Origin of the sequence: Arthrobacter sp. PL16, from assembly GCF_035985055.1 — a bacterium.
Classification (GTDB): Bacteria; Actinomycetota; Actinomycetes; order Actinomycetales; family Micrococcaceae; genus Arthrobacter_D; species Arthrobacter_D cheniae.
Genome location: NZ_JAXCIC010000007.1, coordinates 60,730 through 85,592 on the forward strand (window position 1 = coordinate 60,730; position 24,863 = coordinate 85,592).

Here is a 24,863-nt window from a genome sequence, read left to right on the forward strand (position 1 = left end):
GGAACCGGGGCCTTTCGCTTTGGTTGGGGAGAGCCAGCGGTAACGCAGCGGTAACAGGAACGCTCGGCCGCTGAAACTTCGTCCCATGAGAAGCAGGCCTCGAGCCCAGCCCTACGACCCTGAGCGCTAGGCTGAAAATCATGACGCCATCCGCTCCTGTCCAGGCCCCTGCTGAACTGAGCGATCACCTGCGGTCGAATCTCCGAAGCCAAGCCATTGACGAGCACGGCTTCGAACTGAATCTCTCGCCGTGGAATAGCCGGATTGGGCACCTTCCCGGCGCTCCAATCCGCGGCACTAATGACGACACCGAACGCGGCATCATCAGCCGCGGTTCACTATTCGCGATGGCCGACGCTGCCTGCAAAGACGAATCAAATGACGCCGCCTACGCATTGCTCTGGCACACTCTGGCCTGGGGAAGCGGAACGAACCACAGAAACACCCCTCAGCGCGTAGCTTCCGTAACGCAGGACGTCGAAGGAATCGGCGGTGCCTTGCGTCGCGCGGCGATCGCATCACGCAAGGACCCGGAAGCTGCTTTCAGGACCTTCCAACCGTTCGAGCCTCTGATTAAGTCGCTGGGGCCGAACTTCTTCACCAAGTACCTATACTTCGCCGGCGCTGGTAATCCTGAGCACCGCTGCCTAATCGTAGACAAACGGGTCCTGGCGACCTTGAGCCGATACACTGCTGAGCCGCTGACTCCGAGGAACGGCAGCGGATACGGGTACAACACTTATTCGAACGCCATCGAGCTCATGGCCCACTGGGCCGACCAGTTTTCGACGGCGGAACGGCGGATTGGCTTTGATGAGGTTGAACGCTGGGCCTTCAAAGTCGGTTAGCAACAGCGCCTGCAGTCAGGGATACCAGAGGCGGTTGGAGCGCTCGCTGCTGCCGGGACTGCCAAGTCAATCACGGTCAGTACCTGTCGGATGACAACTGCCTCCAAGCAGCCGCACCCTTCGGGAACGTCTGCGAGGCGCTTGACAATGGGTAATGGAATCGACGCGGCGGGAGTGAAACTGAGTCAGGCGTTGCTGTTGCGCCTTATCTACATCAACACGAGGCTGACCGGGCCCGAGGATCTCGCACCGGGCACGTCGTGACATACGTCCGCGAGCAGGCGTGTCCAGCCTTTGGTTCTTAGGCCACCCCCTCCCCTATGACTGCATCTCGTCACCGGCGGGGGTACCCGCAGCAATTCATCAGATGCATGAGAACCAGGGCGAAGCTAGGGCCGAACGAGACGCGGCGCGACGACAACGTGAAACCGCCCTACGCATGGGACTGCTACTTCGCTGGTAGCCCTCTCACGCCATAGGTCGAAGCAATCCCCAAAGGCTTCACTCCGCTTACTTGATTGTCCGAACCTGAGGCTAGACTTTCGACGTGGTGGCGTATCGTCCCACTCACTAGGACATGGGGTCAGGTTGGTAGTGCAATGGCTGCGCAAGCATGAAGCGGCGACGTCGTTCTTCAACAGCGTATGGTCGACTATTATCTCAGCTGCAATTGTTCTTGCAGGTGGTTTTTTGATTACCAATTCCCTCAGGAATTTGAACGATCCAAATGTGCTGCAGATAATTGCGGGAGCAGTAGTTTCGGTCCTTGGGTGGGCGCTCGGTCATTTCGCTAAAAAAATGGAGAGCGCCGCGAAGGAACACGCTATAGCGGACGTGGAGTCTTCAAACCGAATCGCGTTGGCCGGCTTCAATAATAAACTGATACACGTTTATACAGCTCTTGAGAAGGTAGTGGACCCAAAGACCAGAAAGCTGCCATCCGTTGAGGCATATATAGAGTCTGTCATGGTCTGTTCGGTAAATCTTTTCCAGGTACAAGACATTCGCGCCTGTCTCTACATCGTCGACGGAGACGTGAATGAAGATGACTCAACCGATCCGGCTCTGCTCGTACACAGAGCACCGCAGTACGGTCGAACTGATCAACCGAGGCGATCCTTCGAGCGAGGCACACCTCATGGAGACTTGCTCTTCAAGGTACTAACCAGCCGGGATCCACTGCACATACCCGATATCACCCAAACGGAACTTCCTATCGACTCCCCTGACAAGCGGTACAAGTCGTTTATAGCCGTAAGTATCACTTCGGAGGAGACCGAACTTGGGGTGCTTATGATCGACGGCACTAAAAAGGGCGAGCTCGTCGAAGAGCACGTTACAACCGCGCAAACCCTTGCAGCCTTGCTCGCAATAGGACTGAAGCTGACTAAACCCACAACAAGAACCATTCGCCCCTCCCGGGGAGCGTCAGATGCAACGAGCCCGCCGCCAGTTACGCACGAAGCGTCAGCCGAGGGGAGCACTACGGAAGTTGTTGCGGTGCCATCGGTGCAGACTGATGATGGTGTTATAGGGTCAGACCAAAGGATGGGAGGCTAACGGTGGCCAACGTACATGACGTAGCGGCGTACATCATCTCCCGTAGCGGCAACATGTCGACGATGAAGCTGCAAAAACTCTGTTACTACAGCCAAGGCTGGCACCTCGCATGGGAGGGGAAACCCCTCTTCGGAGCCGACATAGAGGCATGGCGCCTCGGTCCTGTTGTTCGATCCTTATACTCGCATCATCGTCGTCGTGTTTCGGTTGATGTTTGGCCACAAGGAGACGGAAGCAAGCTTAATCCCGTCGAGCGATCGGTAATCGATGATGTTCTTCTGACTTACGGCGGAATGAGTGGTTTGCAACTAAGTGAACTAACCCATCAGGAGCGGCCTTGGTTGAAAGCGAGAGGCAAGGCCCGGCCATCCGATAGCAGTTCAGAAGTTATACCTGTCAGCGATATCAAGGAACACTTTGTTGAGATAGCCGCGCAAGAGAATGGAAATGACGAGCTGCTTAACTGGCTCTAACATCTACCTCGCCAGCCCTCCGCCACCCGCTCGGACGAGTGACCGTAGGAAGACTCCGACCATCTAGGGAGGGAGGTAGTCAGAGCCCGGCGAGCAACTTCCCTTTTGCGGCAGCAAACTCGTCGTCGGACAAAATGCCGTCCCTGTGTAAGTCAGCCAGTTCGCGGAGCCGCTCTGAGAGGGCCGAACCATTGGCAGGATGACCAGCCACGACTGGCTGAGACCCTGACTCGGGCCCATGTTCCGCCAACTCGGCTACGCGGAGCACCGACTTCCCTGCGGCCTCCAGAACTAGCCCAACCTCGTTGTGCCCCTTGATGCTCTTGTTAATGAAACCATTACTGATTTGATTGATGAGTGTGCAAATTTCTTTGTCAGTGACAATGGTCAGGAAGGGCTTCCGCGCCTCGTTCTTAGCGAGGCGTGCTATCCCCGCGACCGCTAAGCCCGGTGCACTACCTTTCATAAAGGCCTTGCCACCCTTCAGAATGCCTGCCACCGCTGGTCCGAGCGGCTCCTTCAGGACCGGAGGCTTGGTCCAGCCCAGGCTGTGTGAACTTGATTGAGCGCAACTGCTCGTATGGCGCCTTCTTGGTGATACTCGCGGGTTGCTGCGCATTATTTGGCGCGGTTGCTACGCGGACGTAGCCGCCTTAATAAATCTCGACTGTTGAGGCGCCAGAGACACCGCTCGTGACAAGCGCGCCAGCAGCGTGCGCATCCGTCGATTGTTTTCGACCGAGCTCTTCTTTCGCTGCCTGCCTGTCCGCCGCAGCCTTCTTAACCAAAGCCCCGATCTTCGAAAATGCGCCGTCCTTCTTATTATTCGAGTTGACGGCCGTCACGTCTTGATCCGGGTACCAGCCGGCGGGTGCCTGTTCGTCCATAAGCAGATTCTGACACAGGAACCACCCGGGCCGATGGCGGCACGACGCCGAGGCACATGTCGTCCTTGCGTCTTTCCCGGCCACAACATAACCGACATTATGATGTGAGGTTTGGGCGTGGAAAGACTGCGTACCCCGGTTTCTGCGCCCATTCAGGTCAGCAAGGAGAGCTCCGCGCCGCCAGGTTACGTCGGAGGATTCCTGACTGCTTACCCGGGTACGTCTCGGTGGGAAGGGTTCATCCCGCGAGGATGAACTCTTGCGCCAGCGCGTCCATTCTTAGAGCGTCCACCAGCGACTTGGGCTTCACTCCAAGCTGTAGGCCGATCCAGAAGCACAGGACCAACAGGTTCTCGCGGAGAGTGTTGAGCATCGTTAGAGAGTCCGGCTCCGGGCGATCAGGGTGCTTCGCTCCCATGTAGGCAGCATCCGCCCGTTCGATCCACCCTTCAGTATCAGCAAAGGGACTTACCTGCATATCAGCGAGGATTACGCGCAGTCCGGGTTTGAAGTTCATCTGCTTACGGCTATTAAGGCTGGCTCCGTTGTTCTTCTCCACGTCGATGAGGTAGCCGAGGGCCTCCAACGCAATCCCGCTCTGCACCACGCTCGGATGGCCCCAGGGATCATCGGAACGCAGAATGTTCAGCGGACCAACCACTCGCCCGTATTTCTTCCGCAATCGTAGCCAGCGCGACACGCCCCGGTTTGCCACCTCTCCGTAGGGGAAGAGAAAGTGCGGGTCTTTGGTCCACCCATCATGCTTCGGGAGGCGATAGGTCGCCACTGCCAGCCAGCGCTCGCCCATGTCACCCCCGGCTAGGTTCCGGTGCGGATCGTCGATGCGCCTCACCTTGGTTGACGAGATTCCGAACGACTTCCAAGCCGCGACAGAGACAAGGTCAAGGACAGCGCCGTGGATCTGGAGATGCTCCTCCCAAGGCCGCGCCCTGTCGACAGAGGTTTCCAGTTCGACGCCTTCATAGGCAAGAAAGCCCCCACTTGGTCGCTCGGTTCTCCAGCTCGACCGCATCATAAGGTTCATTGGACGGGCTAGGGCGATCGGCTCCGCGTTCGCCAGCGTCATCTGGACGGACTGAATGCGGTTCTTCTCGTTGGACTCAATCTTGATCTTTATGCTGCTGAGACGCGTCCAGGCGGCCATAGCGGGAATTTCCGTTCGCAGACCATCAACCTTTTCATACCGAAGGTGACTACCACCAAGGACGGCATAATTCGCGACAATATGACCCAGGCCGACATCGAAGTTGGAAGTCGAGCCCGTGGAACGGCATCCGACCAGCACCACGGATCCTCGAGCATCCTCCAAAAGAAGCACCCGGGGTGGCTTGTAGCTGTGCTTAATCCGATCGGGGTCGTCGCCGAAATGCACGCCTGAAGACCACCACCGGCCGTACGGGTCGTTCTCGTCGAACATCCCCCTAAGCGGCACCGTGAGGTCGATCGTATTCCCCGTGTCTTGAAGCATGACGGCGCCAGATTCCGTACCTGGATCGCCGTCGACGAGCCAGCCCAGCCTTGGCTCGCCCGAAGTCAGCTCGTTCTCTGGCACATTTCCCCTCCATTAGCGAATTTCTGTTCAACACAGGTGAACATTTAGCGGTCACTACCAGTTCCGCGCAGTTCCTTTTATTGTCGACGGTTTAGGCTGAGCGGCCGGAGCACGGACGCACCGGTCGACATTAGACTCAGAGATCACTCCATAATCTCAAGCGCCGGCAACCCAACCACTTTCTTCTTGGTCTCAAGTGACACTGTGACGATCCGTTTGATCAGATCCATGATGTACCGAGGATCCCCAACTTCGCGGCAGTAGTCGTTCGGGACGTTGGTGACCTGAGAGTCCTTATATGTAGTCACCTGGTACCGATCGAGGATCTACTCGATAGCTGACTTTCCGTTTACCTGATAGTCCAACGCCTCGGCTGGGATGCCCTCCAAGGTGATGTTCGCGTTGTAGACGATTCGCGACCGGTCCTTCCGGGCACCCCAGGACAGCTTCTGCGCCCGATAGTAGTCGTACTGTGCCTCGACGTCGGCTGGCAGTTCCGTCCGACGCACTTCGGTCAGCTCGGCGGGCGGCACGGCCTCGTAGTTCAGGTGCAGCTCTGCGAGGGCTCGGCTGGCAGACGGGGACGATTCTCTGGACGGTCTATCGTCTGTGGAGAGAAGACTCAACATGGACTCATGCCACGGGATTCTTGGCTGGCCGCTACGCACCGGCCAACGATGACGAGACGATGGGTGCGGGCGAGCCTCCAAATATTGATCCGAGTTTAGAAGCGCACAGATACGCCGCGATGGTCCTAACGGCTGCAGTCGGCGACATTCTGAGAGCCGAAGGGGCCCCCAGCGAGTTGGCTGGTGCCCCATGGTGGCCTACTTGAAGCGAACTGAGTCTTACACCGAGGTCAGCGGCCACCGGGCCGCCACCCGTGCCCGCAATTTAATCTTCGTCGCTACCCGTAAGCCGGTTCCGATGACGGCAGCAGGGCTACCTGCTGCGCTCGTTCGGAATCGCGGTCTCGGGACCTGCAGATTCCCGAAGACCGCCCGTCAGACTGCCGGGCGTTATTTCTGGGCCAATATCAGGGTGCCATCGTACTGATAGAGCCAACGAGGTGTCTCATCACTGATCACGTAGAAACTGCCATCCTTTTGCGGCGGCTGAAACTCTCCCGATTCGTTCACCACGAGTGTCCGTCCAGATCGGACGATTGATGAGCCGGTCGCGAACATCAGCTGACCAGAGTCCGCTACTTGGAGAACGCCGCTGATCTGGCCTGTGACATCGAGAGTCCCCAAAACCTCTGCAGTGCCGTTGAGTTGACCAGAAAGATGCGCATGTGCGCCGTTTTCAACCGTTAGGCGTCCGTACATTTGTCCAGAGAGATGCAATCGTGCACCCGAGCGGACAACACCGCCTCCGTTGGCTTGTCCACTGAAGGTCAGGTCGTCTGTCACATCGAGAGGGGTACTGAGCTGCCGCGTGTCGGTCATGCGGAAAGCATACGTGGCGGCAGGAGGATCACCTCCGATAACCATGCACCTGTTGCTCTACCGGAATCAGCGCGGTCACCTGTCCCATAAGACGATTTAAGGCGCCCGCAACCCGGTCCTCCACCGGCCGCTACACGAAGGCTCTTGCTTCATCGAAACCTTCTAGATCTGGAGGCAGTGGTAGAGATGACCCAGGAAGCGCCTGAAATCGCAGCCCCGGGCCACGACCTAGATAAAGAGCCTGGGCTGGCAATTCATGCTCTGGTCGACTGCTTACCGGTCGCTACCACTGCTGAGTCTCCTGGTCAGTTCTCCACGCAAGAGCGTTGAGAATCCGGCACGAACAGCCCCCGCCTGTGGATGACCATCCGTGGTGCATTTTGGTGCAGGAGTACCTGTGAGCATTCGTGGGCACCTGTGATTAAAGTGGCTAGAATCCCCGTTCTTACGGGGATACCGATGCAACCCCCCTACTGCGACCGAACTTCTACATGGGTTCAAATCCCACCATCACCGCTGGTAAGAAAGGCCCTGCTTCCCTTGTGAACAAAGGGAAGCAGGGCCTTTTGCTTTGCTACAGCACGTGAGCCCAGGCACGACCGCCACCGAACCTTCGCACCGACGAATTAACCTTCGTCCTGTCTGTCCCGGCATGCCTGATGGTGATCGTGCTGGCGCTTGCCGCTCCGATCGTGATCGATGAGCGCCGCGGGTCCAGCCGGCCGGACCCGCGCCCTCGGGAAGTTGGAGGCAGAGGCTACCGCTCCCGGCCGTCCTAGCGTCCAGGGCAGCCTCGACGTCGGCATCCGGCTCCTCGTAGGACAGGTTTTCGTAGTCCGTGGTGTCTTCCTCGTCCAGCCGGTCGTCCAACTCCTCCAAGAGCCACGGATTCACGCGGGTGACCATCTTCCGGATTTCTTCCACCTCGACGGCGGCGTACAGCACCGGGCGGGCGTCACGATATTTGGTGACCGGCGGCTTGTCCGGCCACTTCTCTGCCAGCGCCTGCTCGCGCTCCAGCAGGGAATTGTGGGCGTTATCCGCAATCTTGACCAAGGCGGCACCGTGGTCTCCTGTGCAATGTCGCTGATGATTGCGGCGTAGTCGTCAGGATCTTCGTGCAACCTGCTGGTAACGCGTTCGATGTCCAAGACTGGTCACTCTGATCACCCGGGCACCCAGGCACCCAGGCACCCAGTGCAGGCTAATGACTGATCAATTCGCCCGCCAGCGCGCGTCACGCTAGCCCGCGGCCACCGGAACCGGAGCAGCCGGGGGAGCCGCCTTGGACCGCGGTTTTCCGAAACGCAGGTACAGGGAGGGAAGGATAAACAGGTTCAGGAGCGTTGAGGTCACCAGCCCGCCAACAATGACCACAGCCATGGGATGTTCGATTTCATGACCTGGGATGGTCCCCATGAGGATCAGTGGCACCAGCGCCAGCCCGGTGGCGAGCGTTGTCATCAGGATGGGTGAGAGCCGCTCCCCCGCACCGCGCAGCACCAGCTCGGGCCCGAACTTTTCGTCCTCGTATTTCTCAAGGTGCTGGCAATGGCTGATGAGGAGGATGCCGTTGCGGGCCGCGATGCCCAGGACCGTCAGGAACCCCACGATCGAACCGAGTGAAAGGACGCCACCGCTCAGGTAGGCCGCGAGTACGCCACCAACGAGCGCTACTGGAAGTGTGAAGATGACCAGGGCGGCCAAACGCCAGCTGCTGAATGACGCCTGGAGCAGCAGGAAGATAACCAGGAGAGCGCCCGCCGCAAAGATCAGGAGCTGCCGGGTGGCGGCTTCACGTTCGGCGAACTCCCCCAGGACCTCGGCATGGTAGCCGGCCGGGAAGTCCACCTCGGCGAGCCCTTCCTCGATCTCCTCCACCAGGGCACCCAGTTCGCCTTCTGACGCGGCATTGGCGCTGACGTCGATCCTGCGTGAATTGTTGTTCCGGTCGATGACGCTCGGAGTGGCGTTGACGCTTACATCGGCGACTTCCGCGAGCCGGATTGGCACTCCTGACGGAGTATCAATGGGCAGGTTGCCGATACTGGTGACGTCGGAACGGGTCTCCGGAGGACTCCAGATGCGGACGTCGAAGACCTTGCCTTCCCGCCAGACGTCGCCCACTTCCTCGCTCGCCACCATCGCTGCCGCGGCCCTCCTGACGTCGCCGGGCTTGACCCCGTGACGCTTGGCTGCCTCGAGATTGACCTCGACGTCCACCTGTGGAACGTCCACTTGAAGCGACACGTGCTCCTCCACGGCTTCGTCGATTTCTCCCAGCACCTCCTCGACTTCCTCGGCCAGCTCGCGCAGGGTTTCCAGATCGTCACCGTAGACGCGGACCACTACCGCGTCGCCCTCGCCTGTGAGGACCTCCCGGATGCGCTCCTTCAGGTAGGTCTGCACGTCGCGGTGGATCCCCGGATAGCCGTCGACTACCTCCTGGACGGCTGCCAGGGTTTTGTCGTAATCGGCCGAGGGATCGACGCTGATCCAGTTCTCACCGAAGTTCACGCCCACCACCTCATCAGCCGCCAGCGCCTGCCCGATGTGGGCGCCGCAGTTGAGGACGCCGTCCACAGCCAGCAATTCTTTGCAGGCCCGTTCGCTGATCCGGACCTCCTCGGCGAGGGAAGTGCCCGGTTGGGTCACCCAGTGCATAAGGAAGTCGCGTTCCTTGAATGACGGAAGCAGTGCCTGGCCCAGCAGCGGGGCCACCAGGACCCCGGAGAGGGTCAGTGCACTGAAAGCGACGTAGCCTGGCCCCGGACGGCGGATGACCTTGGACATCAGCGAGTGATATCCGCGCTTGAGGACCCGGACCAGCGGCGGATCCCGCGGGTCCAGTGGAGCCTTGCGGAGGAAGATCAGCGCCAGTGCCGGAGTGACTGTAAGCGCCACCAGCATGGAGGCGAAGACTGCCAGCGTGTAGGCAGTGGCCAACGGGCGGAAGAAAGCGCCCGTCAGCCCTTCGAGGAAGAAAATAGGTACGGCTGCCACCACAATGATCAGGGTGGCGTACACAATTGGTCCGCGGACCTCCATAGAGGCCTCCAGCACAACGGACGCCGTGGACCGGCTGCTTCCACTCTCCCTGTGCTGTCTCAGGCGCCGAATGATGTTTTCAATGTCAATGATGGCGTCGTCCACCACGACACCCACGGCAATCACCAGACCAGCGAGCACCATGGTGTTCACGGTGCTGCCGGTCATCATGATGACCACGCCTGCCGTAATGAGCGACAACGGGATGGCAATGAGGCTGATAAGGGCTGTCCGCCACTGGAAAAGGAACGCCCCCAGCACCATCATGACCAGCACGATGCCCAGCAGCAGCGCCAGGCTCAGGTTCTCCAGCGACTTCTCGATGAAGGTGGCCGGCCTGAAGATGGCAGTGTCGACCTCGACTCCTGACAGCGCCGGCGCCATCTGCTCCAGCGCGGCCTCCACCCCCTTGGTGACCTCCAGGGTATTACCCCACGGCAGCTTCTCCACGATGAGCATCAGGCCTTCGCCGTCGTTGATGACCGCGTCACCAATGAGCGGGTTGTGGTCCATGACGACGTCGGCCACGTCGCCGAGCCGCAGGGGGTTCCCGTCGCGTTCCAGGACAGGAATCTTGGCGAGGTCCTCCGGGGTGCGGATGGGCAGGACGTGCGAGATGCCAATACGCTGGTTCGGGGTCTCGACAACCCCACCGGCGCCTATCACGTTCCCGGATGTGTGCTTCAGCAGTCCGGCGTGCATGGCGTCGTTGGTAGCTACCATCACCTCTCTGAGGGAAACCTTTTCCGCCAGCAGCCGTTCAGGCTTGACGCGGACCTGCAGCGTTTCCTTGCGTTCGCCCCAGATCGCAACGTTTGCCACCCCCGGGACGGAGAGCAGGTGCGCACGCAGCTTGTAGTGGGTCAGCATGGACAGCTCGATCAGGCTGTGCTCTTCCGAGGACAGGCCAATTTTCATGACCCGGCTGGTGGAGGACAATGGCTGCAACATGACCGGTGGGGTGGCCCAGCTGGGCAGCGACGGCGTGACCGTTGCGACTCTTTCCGAGACCAGCTGCCGTGCCTTCAGCAGATCAGTACCCGGCTCGAAAATCATCAGGACCGAGGACAGTTGGGAGACGGACTTCGACCTCAGCTCGTCCAGCCCCTCCAGGCCGTTCAGTGCGTCCTCAAGCGGAACTGTGACCAGCTCTTCGACTTCCGCGGCGGTCAGGCCCAGGGCTGCGGTCTGGATTTCCACCCGGGGCGGTGCGAACTCGGGAAACACATCGACTGATGCGGAGCTGATCTGGACAGCTCCAACCATCATGATTCCGACGGCGAGCGCTACCACCACCGAGCGGAACTTGAGGCTGAAAGCAATAAGCTTGCGCATGGCCGGTCACTGCGCCGTATCCAGCTCGGCACCCAGGAGTTCGGCCGCCCCTACCGTCACGATTTTCGTCCCGGGCTGGGGTCCGCTTGCCAGTTTCACGGTGGGAGCCTCGATACGCTCAACCGCGACGGGTTCCCGGATGAACACCAGCGGCTCCGGGTTGGTGTAGACCCACGTCCCGCCGCTGGCATCATAGATCAGCGCGGAGTAGGGCACCTGGAGCTTCCCCTCCACCGTTTCCACCGCACCTGTCGTGACCCCGAGCCGCTCTGCAGCTTTCTCCGTCAAGGTGATGCGGCTGACCTCCTGCCCTTCAACCTCCTCAAGGGTGGCCGCTTCCTGCACCGCCGCCGCCGGAGCCGCTTCAGGCGCTTCCCCGCACGCGGCCACCGGCCCGCCGGCCAGGCACGCAATGACCAGGACGCCGAACAGGCGGCGCTTCCAAGGCATGTTCGCAGCAGTCATGACACTTCCGTTCTTTCGCGGAGCCCCGCAGCGCCAGCGGGGCCTTGTGGCTTCAGGAGGTCCTCATCTTCGGGAGCGCCGGTCCCGAACAGGATCAGGAGGGTTGGCAGGATAACCAGGACAAGTAGTGCGTGTGTCACTAAGCCGCCCCAGATCACTATGGCCAAGGGCAGGATTATTTCCCTGCCAACTGATCCCCCAAGTACCACCAGGGGGATCAGGAACGCTGCGCTGACAACCGCGCCAATGAGAATCGGCACCAGCCGGTCCTGAGCAGCCTGCAGAATCGAGGAGCGCGAACCACCCTGCAGCCGGCTTTCCTCCGGCGCCTCTGCAGACACCGGGCTGTCGGTTGGAAGGGGAGTTTGGGCCCGCCGGACGAGCAGGATGGAGTCCCGCACAGCCATTCCCAACAGCGCCGCAAAGGCGAGGAGGGTCACCAGGGAAACGATGCCCCCGGTGAGGACTGCGGCCACAACGCCGCCTGCCAAGGCAAGTGGCAGCGCCAGGAAGACAACCAAGGCTACCCGCCAGCTTCGCAGTGCGGTCTGGAGGAGGACCAGGATGCCGAGCAGCGCCGCTCCCGCAACAGCCCAAACGAGTTGTGCGGTGTTCTGCTGGTCCGAGTACTGGGATGGCACCTGCGCGTGGTATTCCATGGGGAATTCGAGGTTGGCCAGACCGGAGTTGACATCTGAGGTGATGTCCCCGACGGACCTGCCGTCCAACTTGGCCACAACATCGATGTGGCGTGACGTATCGGTATGCGTGATCACGGACTCGTGCGGCGTGACGCGGACATCTGCAACGTCACTGAGCCGCACGTGGCCGCCGCCCGGCTTGTCGATCAGCAACTCCTGGACACTGGTCAGGCTCGAGCTGGAGGCATCGGTGCCTTTCACCACCACCTGGAAGACTTTCTGCTGTTCGAAGAGGAACCCGACGTCCACACCCTGCAAGAGGGTTGCTGCTGCACGCCGCACATCGCCGGGTTTCACGCCGGCCTGCTGTGCCTTATCCAGGTCGACTTCAATCTCGGCGATGGGCTGGAGCCGGGGCAGGGACAACTGCGGGTCAACCAAGCCGTCCGTGGTGGCCATCATGTCCCTGACGTTCTCCGCTGTATCGCGCAGAACCTGGGGATCCACCCCGAAGACCCTGACCGAGAACTCATGTTGAGACCGGCTGCGCTCCACGTCGAGCCGGTTCTGGCCATAGGTAGCCACGCTGCCGCTGATCCCGGGGTAGCCTGCCACGACTTCGCCGACCGCGTCTGCCACGCTCGAGTAGTCTGCGTCCGCCTCCATGGTGACCCAGAGTTCCCCTGAATTCGGCCCCACCACCCGATCGGAGGTGATGGCACGGCCCACATGCCCGCCTACATTTGCTACGCCCGGAACGTCCGACAATTCTTTGCCGGCAAGCGCGGAGATGCGGCTCATTTCGCTGTTGGACGTCCCGGCGAGCCCGTCCCACTGCACCAGCAGGATCCGGTCCTGAAGTGCTGTCACGGAGGGCTGACCGGCGGCAAGGAGCGGAATTCCGCCTACCGCAGCTATTGCCAGCAGGGCGCCTGCAGCCAGGACCCACTGGAATTTTGCGGCACTTCGTTCGGTTGCCGTCCGGATTCCTGACCTGAGTTTGCCCGGGACCCGGGGTGCGCGCTCCTCGCCGGCCATGAGAGTCAGGGCCAAAGCAGGAGTGAGAAGCCAGGCGACGAGCAGTGCGACGGCAAGCGCCACCAGGAAGGACAGCACCAGGGGAACGAAAAGGGCACGGTTCACTCCCGCCAGGAACAGCACGGGCAGCAGGACGAGCGCCATGGTGAGTCCGGCGAAGACAATAGCGTTGCGGGTCTGCTGGAGGGCGGCTGATATCAGCACCAGCCTCAGCTCGCTCTTCGCCTCCGGGCCGTTCGAACCGTCCTCCGCGCCTTCCCCGTCCGTGATGCCGTTCGAGCTCACGGTTGCCGCACGCCGGCCTGAGCCCGAGGCGGAAAGCTCCCGCCGCCGGCGCAACCCGTTCAAGTCAGTCACGAGGTCTGTCACAACCACGACCAAAGCCAGAACCAATCCGGCGAAGACGACAATATTCAGCCCGATTCCGAGCACCGACAGCGTGAGGAAGGCAGCGGTCGTGGAAACTGCCAGGACAATAAGTGCTACCAGGGCCGTCCGCCAGGACCTGAAGAAGAGGCCCAGGAGGAGCGCGACCAGAAACAGGCCGGCAATGAAGCCCATACCCAGGTTCTGCATCGCGGACTCAAGGAAGGATGCGGGCCGGTAGACGCTGGTGTCCACATCGATTCCTGAAAGGCCTGGTTTCAGGTCGTCCAGAGCGGCTTCCAGCGCTGCAGTGATTTCGGCCGTATTGGCGTCGGGAAACTTCTCGATGACGAGCATGAGGGCGGGGTCCTCGTCCACCACTGCGTCGCCGATGAGTGGCTGGTGGTTCTCCCGGACTGTTGCCACGTCGCCGAGAACCAGCGGCGGGCCCGTCACGTTTTCGACACTGACCTGTGCCAGGTCGCTGGGGGTGGTGATAGGCAGGACATGCTGGATCCCAAGGCGCTGGTTCTCCGTCTCCAGGAAGCCGCCCGTACCAGGTGTTGAGGCCTGGAGGAAGGTCAGAGGCGATACCCACACTGCGTTACCCGTTGTCCGGATGACCTGGTTGAGTGTTACCCCGCGCGCCTGGAGCGCCTGGGGATCCACTTCGACCTGCATCTGCTGCTCACGCTGGCCCCAGATGGAGAGGTTTGCCACCCCGGGAACACCCATCAGGCGTGGCTTGATATTCCACCGCGCGAGCACGGACATGTCCATGAGCGGAACCTCCGAGGACGACAGCCGGACCATCATCACCCTGCTGGTGGAGGATTTCGGCTGCATCAGGACCGGGGGCGTGGAAACCTTTGGCAGTGAGTGGGCCTGCACCAGGCGCTCAGCAACGAGCTGGCGCGCCCGCGGCAGGTCCGTTCCCGGTTCAAAAAGCAGCTGGATGGAGGAAAGGCCCGGAACGGACTCCGAACGGATCTCGTCCAGATATGCGACGCCGTTCAGGAAGTCCACTTCCATTGGGGAGGTGATGAATTGTTCAACTTCAAGGGCGGACAGCCCCAAGGCTTCGGTCTGAATCTCGATCTGGGCCGGCTCGAATTCAGGCAATGCGTCCACGGAGGACCTGGGAAAAGACCAGAACCCCATCGCGATTATTGCTGCAGCCAGCGCCAGGATCAGCAGCCGGAACTGGAAACTCCATCTAGCGAATAAACCGGTCATCGCTCGTCCAACCTGCGAAGGGGGTGGTGCCTTTCGGCGGTCGACTAAGCTTCGCGCAGCCGGGAACCGGCAAGTAGTCCCACCTTGGTTGCAAGGACCCCCAAATTAGGGGGGCAGGGGACCTATACAGGGAGCGCCCCAAAGGCGGAAGATTCAGGTAACGGACGTGCTAGGGAACCGCCTGATCGGCGGGTATCCCCGGTGTTTCGATGATTGGGGATGTCAACGATGACGGCAGAAGCTGTGGATACCGGCGTAGCCAGAACCAGCGTCCTGGTTATTGATGACCACACGTCATTTGCCGAACTGCTGACATCGGCAATTGATCATGAACCTGACCTGCAGGGGCTGGGCTTCGCCAGGAATGCCACGATGGGGCTTCGGATGTGCCGCAGCCTCCAGCCGGACGTCGTGGTGGTGAGTTCGGGCCGGCCGGAAGGCCTGGGACCCCGAATTGCTGCTGATTTGATGGCCGCTTCACCGGGAACACATGTGGTGATGCTGGTCAGCGAGCCCACCAGCGAGGGCCTGGCCCAGGCGGCCGCCGCCGGCGCCTCCGCCTTCCTCGCCAGGGGCACGCCCCTGACTGCCCTCCTGGGTACGGTCCGGCATTCCCACTCAGGGGTCATCGAGGTAGATCCGCAGATTCTTGCTGCGTTCGCAACGCAGGCACTGCCCCACGGCCAGGCATCGGCCGCCGCATCCTTGTTGACCAAACGCCAGATGGACGTACTGAAACTCATGGCGGAAGGCAAAGATGTCCGATCGAACGCCAAAACGTTGGGGATCTCCCAGAACACCTGCCGGGGCTACGTAAAAGCCATCCACACCCGACTCGGAGTCCACTCACAGCTTGAAGCCGTCGTCATGGCCCGCCAGTTGGGCCTCCTGGCCGCTAGCCGCTGATGTTGGCCTGACTGTCCGGGCCGCCCCGCCATTTCAGCGGAGCGGCTGGACCAGGAGGGAAAGGTGCGCTGTGCAGTAATTGGACGCGACTGACAAGCGCATCCTCAAGGCCATGGACGAAGACCCGCGCGTTCCGATCATGGTGCTCGCCCAGCGGCTGGGGCTGGTGCGCGGGACAGTGCAGTCCCGGCTGGAGCGCATGACGGCGTCAGGTGCCCTTCGACCCAACAGCAGCAGGGTTCTTCCCGCCGCGCTGGGACGCGGGGTGGCAGCTTTCGTCAGCGCCGAAAGCTGGACCGGTGTAGGGATTCCACAGTGCACTACCGATTGCGGACTGTGCCGCCCACGCCTGCCGCACGCAGTCGCCGTCGTGCCTCCTCCGGCGCAACATACTCCCCCACCGTGCCGAAGGACGCGAGCGTCGCCACCGACGTGACGACGGTGTGTGGATAGACGTGCACCAGGTTGAAGCCCTGCGCGCCGTCCATCCCCCGGATTCCTCCCACCGGCACGTTGAGGTCCTGCGTGTAGCACGTCGACGACGCCACGGACACCGGGATGCCGGCGAACAGCGACGACGACGGGAAGTGGACGTGCCCGGCGAGGATCAGCCGGACATCCCTGCCCGCGACGACCTCCGCCAGCCGATCCTGCCGTCGCAACTCCGTCAGCACGGCGAGGTCCTGCACCATCGGGATCGGCGGGTGGTGCAGCGCGAGGATGCTGCCCTCGGGCGCGGGCCGAGCCAACTCGGCCTCGAGCCAGGTGAGCTGGGCGTCGTCGAGCTCACCGTGGTGGCGCCCGGGCACGGAGGAGTCGAGCGTGATGACACGCAGCCCGCCCAGCCGATAGCTGCGGTAGAGCGGTGTGTCCTCCGCCGGTTCGCCGAGCAGCGCCGTCCGGAGCGCGCAGCGCTGGTCGTGATTGCCCATGAGCCAGATCACCGGGGCGTCCAGGCGCTCGGCGAATGGCTCGACGGCGTCGCGCAGCGCCTCGTAGGCCCGAGGATCGCCGGTGTCGGTGAGGTCACCCGTGAAGATGAGCGCGTCCGGCCGGACGCCTGACCGTCCTATTTCGGCCAGGAGCCGGCCGAACCGCTCACGGCCGTCCACGCCCCCGTACAGCAGGCCGTCGGCGACGAAGTGGGTGTCACTGAAGTGGAGGAGGAGGTGGTCGGCGGGAGGATGCTCCCTGGAGAGCGGAGCATCCTCCCGCCTGCTGGGGGTCGGCATGGGCGCTAGGCGGAGGCCTCGGCCGTGGCGCGCTCCGGCGTCGACCGCTCCTGATCGAACACGAGCTTGTCCATCAGCTCGGCGATCCTGCTCCAGTCATGCCTCTTCAGCAGCCGGCGCAGCTCCGGCGACGGAGCCTTCCCGGCCCGCCCTCGAAGCTTCTCGCAGGCAGCAGCGAACCCCTCGGCGTCGTCCTGCAACTCGACGACGCCCGGGAAGTCCGCGACGACGTCGGGCACACGCGTGGACACGACAGGCAACGCCGAGGCGAGGTACTCGAGGGTCTTCGTGGGACTGATCGACTTCGTGGCCTCGTTGAGGGCGAAAGGCATGAGTGCGACGTCGAACTGCGCCATGTGTCCCGGGAGGTCCTCGTAGGCCTGCTGCCCGAGGTAGGTGATGTTGGGCGCCTGCGGCAGGTCCGACTCCTCGATCTTGCAGATGGGACCGACCATGCGGATCTCCCACTCGGGAAGCAGCTCGGCGAGTGAGGCCACGAGTTCGAGGTCGATCCGTTCGTCCAGTACACCGACATAGCCGGCCACGGGCCTGCTGCGGTCAGGATCGGCGTGCCGCGCAGCAGCCGCATAGTGACCCACGGACACTCCGCTCGGCACCAGATGCGCATCCTCCCGGCCCTGCTTCACCACCGATCGGTGCAGCGAGCGTCCCCCGGCGAAGACGACGTCGGCGCGGCGCAGTGCCTGGCGCTGGCGGACCAGCAGCTCGGGGGCCGCGTTCTTGAAGGCCGCGAGATCATCCATGACGTCGTAGACGAGGGTGGTCGGCTCGAGGGCGAGGGCCGCCTCCAGCACCAGCGGCGTGTAGATCCACACGACGCGGTCACCCGAGGGCGGGCCGATGAGTCCGGGCAACTGCTCGACGTAGTCGGGCATGACCTCGTCGAAGAAGCCCACGTGCCTGCCCTGTTCAGGAATCTCCAGGTAAACGCGGGTCAGGCCTTCGGCCTCGGCGGTGCCGAGGCGGTTCTGCGTCACCTCGACGTCCGGCGGAGTGAGGGGCTCCTCGACGAACCAGGTCGTCCGGCCCGGTGCCTTGTTCAGGCGCGATACGAGCTGTTGAGGGCGCTGCCAGACCCAATCCCACCGCAGGTGCGACAAAACTATGAGTTCACTTTGCATCGACGATCCTCAATTCCATTCGAGTAGTTGTACGGGGAAGACGTGAGCCGAGATCGGTACTGGGCGGCTGTTGCCAGTCCCAGTGGGCCATCTGCGGTCGGTAGCCCTGTAGCCAGGTGGCGACGGGCTCGGCCAGGACGTAGGCGGGGAGGTCGGCGGAGCGCGCTCCCCCTGCGGCGAGCGCGTACGACGTCGACATCACCGAAGCGCGCCGCTCGAGGTCCTCGTCGAGCCAGTACACGCCGACCGGGTCCACGTGGCCCTCGCAGCGGAAGAGCAGGGAGTTCCAGTCCGTGGAGTCGACGACGGGGAACCAGCACACCCCGTCCATGAGGACGCCGCGGCGCTGGGCCTCCTCGCACTGCTCGAGCACGTACTTGAGCCAGGTGGCGCGGTCCGAGGTATGCCCGCGGACATTCGTCTCGGTGAGCATGCAGGGTAGGCCGTAGCGCTCCCAGTACTGCTGGACCTGGTCGGCCAGGGGCAGCGGCGTGGGGGTAGGAGCTGTTCCGCCCGCCTCGGAGAAATTCCACTGGCAGTGTGCGTAGTAGTCGAGCCCGAGCACATCGATGCTCCCCGTGGGAAGGGAGAGCAGTCTCTCGCCGCCCACAGGCGCGAGATCGCGGCCCAGCTGGCTCTCGACGTCGTATCCCCTGCCCAGGAAGGCGTCGATGACCAGGAAGCGGCGGTCATTGGCCATGTCCGCGTACCGCTGCCCGGAGGCGTCGGACCCCGTGTGGAACTCGCAGGTGTCCACCCACACGTGCCGGGCGTCCGGCAGCAGTTCGCGGTATAGGCGGCTCGCCTCGGCGACGGCCGGCATCACGTTGACGACCAGGTCCACGAACCCCTGCAGCCCCGAGTGGTAGGGCGGCCAGATGGCCTCGTGCCCACACAGGAACAGGGTGGAGAACGGCTCGTTGAAGAGCGTGTACTCCCCCACCCACGGGTAGCGGCGGGCGAAGGCCTCCGCGTAGCGCAGGTAGGCGGGGCCGAAACGGGCGTCGGCGAAACCGTCGGTCAGCCAGGCCGGGTAGCTCGTGTGGTGCACGAGGTCGACGATGGGCCGGAACCCGTGCTGCTGCAGATAGCCCATGACCTCGTCCGTGGAGGACCAGTCGTAGCTGCCCTCGACCTCTTCGATCCGGTGCCACCGAACGGGGTAGCGCAGCCGTGTGATGCCCGACTTCGACAGCAGGGCGAGATCCTCGCGCCACCGCAGATCGTGCTCGGTGGTCTCGAAGATGTCGCGGTTGTGCGCCGGCATGAAGGTGCTCTCGAAGCCGCCGATGATCTCGACCGGCCTTTCCTCCTGCGCGCTCATGTCGTTCCCTCCCTTCCGATGGGTTCGTCGCGCGATCGATCGGTGGGGAATTCGCGCGGCTGTTCGGTGCGGTGTAGGCGCGAGGCGCCCAGTTCCTCGTAGACGACGTCGAGCAGTTCGGCCGCCCGGAGGTTGAGCCGGCGTGATTCGTCGAGGTCCGCGTCGAGGCGCACCACCTCGCTCCGCAACTGTTCGACTTCGGCGCGGAGCACCTGTAGCTGTTCCGCGACGTCGTCGGGCCCGTCGAACCGCAAGCCCACCTCCCGTGCTGTTGTCTCCGTCATGTCGTCTCCCTTCTCACGAGCACGCGTCGGCTCATCGCCGGGCCTGCTCCGTCATCGTCCTGCAGCTCGTCGTACTGTTCCTCGGCGTTCAGCGAGTACCGCCGAAGCTGCTCCTGGAACCTCGTCCAGTCGACGGGCTGGTACTCGGTCCAGCTCGCCGACCCCTCCGCACCCGCAACCCCCACCTCGAGGAACGCCCGGCTTCCGGGGGTGGCCAGCAGGTGCTTGATGAGCAGCAGCGTGGTGTCCCATCCGAGGGGGTTGAGGGCGTTGAAGAGGTGGTTGGCATGGACGTGGACCGTCCCGTCGAGCTCCGCGCAGCGTCGCCGGAGGTGCAGCGCGTGGCGCGCCATCGTGAGGTTCACCCGCTCGAACAGGACGGCGTCGTCGTCGCGCGCCAGGTGTTCCTGTGCCCAGGCGAGTGCGGGCCGGCTGTAGTCGACGGCGAGGACGCGGTGGCCACGCTCCGCCAGGTAGCAGGCATCCGCCCCGAGTCCACAGCCGAGATCCAGGACCGTCGACGACGGCGGCAGCTGGGCTGCCGTCGCGACGGCCAGGGCCGATGACACAAGGGCCGGTCCGCCCTCGATTTCCGCGCGATGGTGGTCCTCCCAGTTCTCGCGGTCGACATCGAAGTGGTTGAGCCACCAGTAGTACCGGCGGAATGCCGCCGGCGGCGTGACGAACGTGAAGGTGGGATCGGGCACCTCCCACGACGGTCCGTAGATCGCGGTAAGGAGTTGAGCCGGTTCGGCCGGACCGGGCAGCATGCGCCCATTCACGGACAGCGGCTTCAGCGGATGGATGGTGACGGTGTCCGCGCGTTCCCGCGCATGGAAGGTCCCGTAGAACCAGCCGTCGCACTCGAAATAGGTGAAGATGTCGAGGTAGAAGTGGTCCGTGACGGTGCCGCCGGGGAACATGAGCTGCAGGTGGCCGCTGGAGTGCCGTACCACCTCGTAGCCCTGGTCGACGAGGGCCCGCTCGATGCGGAAGCTCTCCAGCACGACGTCGGACGGGTTGGTGTGCGCGCTGAGGTAGGCGAGGTCCGCGTCGTCGTCGTGGGCCATGATGCGTCCGTTGCGGACGGGACCGAGCAGCGTGCCGCCCGTGACGAAGAGTTCGACGCCGACCGTCCGGCGGAGGGCATCGATGAGGTGCTCCGCCTCGTCGAGCACATGCTCGATGAGTGCGGCGTCGCGGCCCTCGAAGGACCTGGCGATCCTCCCCCACTTATTGACGACCTGCGGAATGCCGGTGCCGGGTTCGCAGAGGTCGAAGTCGGAGCCGTCGTCGAACGCGACGGTCCCCGCCGCGATCTCACGGCCTGCGTGCTCGACGGCGAGGCGGGCCCGGCCGGTGAACCGCTCGGACAGGGCGGCCGGCCACTCGATGACCAGCGCGCCGTCGTCGGGCCGGGGCGCGCGGACGGACCAGATCCGGCGCCCGTCCAGCAGGACGGACAGAGCATCCCCGGAGGGGACGCGGGCGCCGGTGATCACCAGCCGATCGGCGTCGGCTGTCAGGGCGGGCGCGCTCACCGGACACTTTCAAGCTGTGTCGGCAGCGGATCCACCTGCGGAAGGCGGACATCGAACACCTGTCCCGTGATGTCGGACGCGAGGACCTGGGCACTCACGCGGGCCACGTCGGCCGCCTGCACGAGAGTCTGCTCGTCCTCGTGGCCGAAAGCCTTCTCGCGCATGGGTGTCGCGGTTCGGCTCGGGCTGATGCAGTTGACGCGGATCGAGTCACACCCCCACTCGTCCGCGAGCGCCTGCGTCAGATTCACGAGCGCGGCCTTCGTCGCGGAGTAGACGGTGTACTTGGCGCGGCCGCGCGTGTAGGAGCTCGACGAGAAGAGGAGCAGGGACCCGTGCGAGGCCGAAAGGTAGGAGTGCGCCTCCTGCGCGACGACGAACGCGGCCATGAGATTGACGCCGACGTCGTGCTGGAGCTGCTCGTCGGAGAGGCCCACGAGATTGCCGATCGTCAGGACCCCTGCGGTGAGCACCACGTGGTCGATCCGTCCGTATTGCGCGGCGGCATCGGCGAGCGCGCGGGAAACGGACGCGCGATCCTCGACGAAGGTGCCGCTGCCCGTGCGGCTGTGGCACACCACGTGCGCGCCCTCGTCCTCGAGCTGCCGACCGAGCTCCCCGCCGATGCCCGAGCTGCCGCCGAACACGACGACGACGGCGTCGCGGAGGGAGGAGGCAGGATGCGGCACGGGGTCCACGTGCTGGTGCTTGAGCTGGAACAGCTTGTCCGCGAGGTGGATGTCGATGGGGTGGGTGATCTTGATGTTGGCCTCGTGCCCCGGGACCACGATGATCGGGACGTCGGGGCAGTACTTGAGGACCACCGAGCAGTCGTCCGTCGCGGCGAAGGCGGGGTCGCTGTGCGCAAGGCCGTACGCCTCCATGAGCGTGTCCCATCGGAAGGCCTGCGGGGTCTGGCCGCGGCGCAGCGACGCACGCGGCGGGACGGCCCTGATGATGTCGTGCTCATCGACCTCGATGATGGTGTCCGCGGAGGGAATGCCGGTGTCGACGGCGTCATAGGTGTCCAGCGCGTCGACGCAGGCCCTGATGATGGACGGGTCGACGAGCGGGCGGACGGCGTCGTGGAAGATCACCTTGGAGCCGGGCGTCGCGATCTCCCGCAGCGCCAGGTAGGAGGTCTCGTTCCGGTCACGTCCGCCCGGCAGCAGACCGGTCAGTTTCGGGAACTTCTCCCGGCTGACCAGCTTCTCCGCACGGTCCATCGAGCCGGGATCCATCATGACGATGATCTCGTCAATGAAGGGGCACTGCTGGAAGATGTCGACCGTGTGCTCCAGGCTCGTCCGGCCCGCGACCGGCACCAATTGTTTGGGGATCTCGAGCCCCATGCGGGTGCCGACGCCGCCTGCAAGGACCACGCCGACCGTTCGTCGTCGGGAGCGTGCCTCGGTGCCCGCTGTGTTCGTCGCGTCGATTCCGCCGGTGATGGTCGACATTGCCGCCCCCTTCGTCCGTTCGTGGTCCTACAGGAATTTAGTAAGCGTACTTACGGCGGGTACCCGTGGGCAGGAAAAATTCTCGCCGGGAATCTGTTGTGCAAGCGCTTGTTCTTTGCCTAGCGTCCGTTGCGCGTTCACCTTGGAGGGGGTTGAGTGGCCGCCGTGGGACCGCTATAGCCTGAGGACATGGCAATACGGGTGCTCGCAGTGGGCCGCAAGCACGAGAGCTGGGTGGCGGAGGGCATAGACCGCTATGCGAAGCGGCTGAAGAAGCCGTTCGACCTCTCCTGGCAGCTGATTGCCCATTCCGCCCGTGAGAACGATGCCGCCCGGAAGGAGGAGTCCGAGCGGCTGCTGGCCAGGCTCGACACCGACTTCGTGGTGCTGCTCGATGAGCGTGGCAAGGCCATCGATTCGCCCGCCCTGTCCCGGACCCTGCTCGGTCCGCTCGAGGCTTCGCGCAGCGTGACGGTGATCATCGGTGGGGCCTACGGGGTGGACCAGCAGGTGCATCAGCGCGCCGACTTCATCTGGTCGCTCTCACCGCTCGTGTTTCCGCACCAGCTCGTGCGGTTGATCCTCGTCGAGCAGGTGTATCGCGCACAGGAGATCGCGGGTGGACGTGCCTACCATCATGAATAGTCCGGCGCCGTCAGCCCTCAGGTAACAATCGCGGCACGCCCTGCCGCATCTACCCGACATGGAGAGGACTGTCGGTGTGGCGGACGTAGGGTGTGGGCATGACTACTTTGCTGGGGAGCAAGCGCTGGATCACGGCCGTTACGGCTGTCGGAGCACTGGCGGCGTTGAGCGGCTGCATGGCATCCGGGCCCGACGACGGCGGGGCGGCAGCGCCGTCAGCCACCACGGGGAGCGAGGCTCCGTCGGCGTCTGCCTCCGCAGTCCCGACGGCGGCGGCACCGCCGTCGGCCTCACCCGGTCCTACCGCGAGTACGACGCCATCACCTTCGCCGTCACCATCACCGTCGTCGGCTCCGCCCATACCGTCGCCGACCCCGTCGGCAGGTCCGACTCCCTCGGAGACGACGCCTGCAGCGGGTGGGAGCTGCACGGCGGCGCAGCTGACCGGGTCGGTCCAGGACCAACTGGGTGGAGGTGCTGCCGGCAGCGTCTACCGGAGCCTCGTCCTGACGAATGCCTCGGACCAGGAGTGCTCGGTCGAGGGATATCCGGGCGTGTCCTTCACCGACGCGGCCGGCGCCCAGATCGGTGCCCCCGCGGAGCGTGATGGTTCAGCACCGGTGCGCGTGGCCCTCGCTCCGGGAGCGTCCGTCAGCACGACCCTGCAGCAGACCAACGCGGGCAACTACGGGGGCGACTGCGGGCTCACCCAGTCCGCCGGTCTCCGCGTCTACCCGCCCGGCGCAACCGATTCGCTCGTGCTGCCGCAGGCGATCTCCGCCTGCTCGGACACCGCGATCGTGCTCATGCGGGTCGGGACGCTGCAGCCGGCGTCCTAGGAACCGCTACCGGGGACGCCCTCGTGCAGCCCCGACAGGCATAGCCGCCATGCCGCGAAGATGATGAGGGCGGCGGTAGCCAGCGCAAGGGCCAGGGTCACCCAGGGCAGGTCGACCGTGATCGAGGCGACGCCGAGGAGCGCTGCGACGACCCCGGCGGTGACCAGAACGCGTCCCCGCTCGAGGAACCCGTACACAGCGAGCCCCAGTCCCAGGACCACCCAGGCGCCGAGGCCACGGAACGCCTCGACGGCCCCGCCGAGCAGGGCTCCCAGTTCGACGACGACGGCGAGCACCAGGTAGGCGCCCGTGGTGGCGTTGAACGCAGGCGGATGGCGGATGAGCCACGGCGCCGTCAGGAGGATGAGGACGAGGGTGCTCACCACGAAGTAGACAGCAATGCGGCCCGTGTCGCCGTCGAAGACCACAGCCGCCATTGCCCCGCCGATGAAGAGTGCCCCGATCCCGACGACGGGCAGCCAGTTGTTCGACACCTGACCCCGCGATGCCGGGCGCTCCGCAGTCCCTGCTCCGGCTGCCATGGACCACTCCTCCGCCGACCGCTCGGCGCG

The 24,863-nt window shown here is 63.5% G+C and carries 22 protein-coding genes and 2 pseudogenes; 7 read left to right on the forward strand and 17 right to left on the reverse strand.

What is annotated here, in order from left to right; all coding sequences use genetic code 11:
- Positions 1-140: 140 nt before the first annotated feature.
- The 3 genes from RCH21_RS13875 (at position 141) to RCH21_RS13885 (ending at position 2,881) form a co-directional block, all read left to right on the forward strand.
- Positions 141-848 (forward strand): 8-oxoguanine DNA glycosylase OGG fold protein, encoded by a 708-nt coding sequence (locus tag RCH21_RS13875; RefSeq protein WP_326964890.1) that lies wholly within the window; start codon positions 141-143, stop codon positions 846-848.
- A gap of 594 nt (positions 849-1,442) precedes the next feature.
- Complete coding sequence (locus tag RCH21_RS13880) at positions 1,443-2,408, forward strand: GAF domain-containing protein (RefSeq protein ID WP_326964891.1); 966 nt, start codon at positions 1,443-1,445, stop codon at positions 2,406-2,408.
- Positions 2,409-2,410: 2 nt separating this feature from the next.
- Entirely contained in the window at positions 2,411-2,881 is a 471-nt protein-coding gene (locus RCH21_RS13885; RefSeq protein WP_326964892.1) for a Panacea domain-containing protein, read from the forward strand.
- A 79-nt stretch (positions 2,882-2,960) separates the two neighbouring features.
- On the opposite strand, the gene RCH21_RS13890 is transcribed toward RCH21_RS13885, so the two are convergent.
- The 9 genes and pseudogenes from RCH21_RS13890 to RCH21_RS13930 form a co-directional block, all read right to left on the reverse strand.
- Complete coding sequence (locus RCH21_RS13890) at positions 2,961-3,380, reverse strand: SHOCT domain-containing protein (protein ID WP_326964893.1); 420 nt, start codon at positions 3,378-3,380, stop codon at positions 2,961-2,963.
- A 154-nt stretch (positions 3,381-3,534) separates the two neighbouring features.
- On the reverse strand, positions 3,535-3,768 hold the full coding sequence (locus RCH21_RS13895) for a hypothetical protein (RefSeq protein WP_326964894.1): 234 nt from the start codon (positions 3,766-3,768) through the stop codon (positions 3,535-3,537).
- A 238-nt stretch (positions 3,769-4,006) separates the two neighbouring features.
- Entirely contained in the window at positions 4,007-5,341 is a 1,335-nt protein-coding gene (locus RCH21_RS13900; protein WP_326964895.1) for a hypothetical protein, read from the reverse strand.
- Between the two features lie 326 nt (positions 5,342-5,667).
- Positions 5,668-6,162 (reverse strand): type ISP restriction/modification enzyme, encoded by a 495-nt coding sequence (locus RCH21_RS13905; RefSeq protein ID WP_326964896.1) that lies wholly within the window; start codon positions 6,160-6,162, stop codon positions 5,668-5,670.
- A gap of 198 nt (positions 6,163-6,360) precedes the next feature.
- Positions 6,361-6,789 carry a hypothetical protein gene (locus RCH21_RS13910; RefSeq protein WP_326964897.1) on the reverse strand — a complete coding sequence of 143 codons (429 nt, stop codon included), beginning with the start codon at positions 6,787-6,789 and terminating at the stop codon, positions 6,361-6,363.
- Between the two features lie 813 nt (positions 6,790-7,602).
- A pseudogene (locus tag RCH21_RS13915) lies at positions 7,603-7,934 on the reverse strand (HD domain-containing protein); the annotation flags it as partial.
- Between the two features lie 97 nt (positions 7,935-8,031).
- A complete protein-coding gene (locus tag RCH21_RS13920; RefSeq protein WP_326964898.1) occupies positions 8,032-11,172 on the reverse strand; it encodes an efflux RND transporter permease subunit in 3,141 nt (1,046 codons plus the stop codon).
- Between the two features lie 6 nt (positions 11,173-11,178).
- Positions 11,179-11,637, reverse strand: a complete 459-nt coding sequence (locus RCH21_RS13925; protein WP_326964899.1) for a hypothetical protein — start codon at positions 11,635-11,637, stop codon at positions 11,179-11,181.
- Positions 11,634-14,918 carry an efflux RND transporter permease subunit gene (locus RCH21_RS13930; RefSeq protein WP_326964900.1) on the reverse strand — a complete coding sequence of 1,095 codons (3,285 nt, stop codon included), beginning with the start codon at positions 14,916-14,918 and terminating at the stop codon, positions 11,634-11,636. Before RCH21_RS13930 ends, RCH21_RS13925 begins: the two co-directional genes overlap by 4 nt.
- A 228-nt stretch (positions 14,919-15,146) precedes the next feature.
- On the opposite strand from RCH21_RS13930, the gene RCH21_RS13935 reads away from it, so the two are divergent.
- Positions 15,147-15,824, forward strand: a complete 678-nt coding sequence (locus tag RCH21_RS13935) for a response regulator transcription factor (protein ID WP_326964901.1) — start codon at positions 15,147-15,149, stop codon at positions 15,822-15,824.
- Positions 15,825-15,903: 79 nt separating this feature from the next.
- Positions 15,904-16,113, forward strand: a pseudogene (locus tag RCH21_RS13940) (Lrp/AsnC family transcriptional regulator); the annotation flags it as partial.
- A gap of 31 nt (positions 16,114-16,144) precedes the next feature.
- Here RCH21_RS13940 and RCH21_RS13945 read toward each other — a convergent pair.
- Genes RCH21_RS13945 through RCH21_RS13970 form a run of 6 tightly spaced genes read right to left on the reverse strand, consistent with a single transcriptional unit; the run spans position 16,145 to position 22,807 of the window.
- Positions 16,145-17,056 (reverse strand): phosphodiesterase, encoded by a 912-nt coding sequence (locus tag RCH21_RS13945; protein WP_326964902.1) that lies wholly within the window; start codon positions 17,054-17,056, stop codon positions 16,145-16,147.
- 5 nt (positions 17,057-17,061) lie between these two features.
- Positions 17,062-18,198 carry a glycosyltransferase gene (locus tag RCH21_RS13950; RefSeq protein WP_120148533.1) on the reverse strand — a complete coding sequence of 379 codons (1,137 nt, stop codon included), beginning with the start codon at positions 18,196-18,198 and terminating at the stop codon, positions 17,062-17,064.
- The gene (locus RCH21_RS13955; RefSeq protein WP_326964903.1) at positions 18,188-19,522 is read right to left on the reverse strand and encodes a family 1 glycosylhydrolase; all 1,335 of its coding nucleotides are present in this window, start codon (positions 19,520-19,522) and stop codon (positions 18,188-18,190) included. Before RCH21_RS13955 ends, RCH21_RS13950 begins: the two co-directional genes overlap by 11 nt.
- Positions 19,519-19,806, reverse strand: coding sequence for a DUF6752 domain-containing protein (locus RCH21_RS13960; RefSeq protein ID WP_326964904.1), 288 nt, complete (start codon positions 19,804-19,806; stop codon positions 19,519-19,521). Before RCH21_RS13960 ends, RCH21_RS13955 begins: the two co-directional genes overlap by 4 nt.
- Positions 19,803-21,347 carry a class I SAM-dependent methyltransferase gene (locus RCH21_RS13965; protein WP_326964905.1) on the reverse strand — a complete coding sequence of 515 codons (1,545 nt, stop codon included), beginning with the start codon at positions 21,345-21,347 and terminating at the stop codon, positions 19,803-19,805. The genes RCH21_RS13960 and RCH21_RS13965 overlap by 4 nt, the downstream gene beginning before the upstream one ends.
- The gene (locus tag RCH21_RS13970) at positions 21,344-22,807 is read right to left on the reverse strand and encodes a bifunctional cytidylyltransferase/SDR family oxidoreductase (RefSeq protein WP_326964906.1); all 1,464 of its coding nucleotides are present in this window, start codon (positions 22,805-22,807) and stop codon (positions 21,344-21,346) included. The genes RCH21_RS13965 and RCH21_RS13970 overlap by 4 nt, the downstream gene beginning before the upstream one ends.
- A gap of 189 nt (positions 22,808-22,996) precedes the next feature.
- Here RCH21_RS13970 and RCH21_RS13975 point away from each other — a divergent pair, with 189 nt between their 5' ends.
- Entirely contained in the window at positions 22,997-23,452 is a 456-nt protein-coding gene (locus RCH21_RS13975; RefSeq protein ID WP_326964907.1) for a 23S rRNA (pseudouridine(1915)-N(3))-methyltransferase RlmH, read from the forward strand.
- Positions 23,453-23,501: 49 nt separating this feature from the next.
- Here RCH21_RS13975 and RCH21_RS13980 read toward each other — a convergent pair whose 3' ends face one another.
- Entirely contained in the window at positions 23,502-23,882 is a 381-nt protein-coding gene (locus RCH21_RS13980) for a hypothetical protein (protein ID WP_235830674.1), read from the reverse strand.
- A 34-nt stretch (positions 23,883-23,916) separates the two neighbouring features.
- On the opposite strand from RCH21_RS13980, the gene RCH21_RS13985 reads away from it, so the two are divergent.
- Entirely contained in the window at positions 23,917-24,291 is a 375-nt protein-coding gene (locus tag RCH21_RS13985; protein WP_326964968.1) for a DUF4232 domain-containing protein, read from the forward strand.
- Here the strand turns inward: RCH21_RS13985 and RCH21_RS13990 are convergent.
- On the reverse strand, positions 24,288-24,833 hold the full coding sequence (locus RCH21_RS13990; protein WP_326964908.1) for a hypothetical protein: 546 nt from the start codon (positions 24,831-24,833) through the stop codon (positions 24,288-24,290). The two genes, RCH21_RS13985 and RCH21_RS13990, sit on opposite strands and share 4 nt — an antisense overlap.
- Positions 24,834-24,863: the final 30 nt, after the last annotated feature.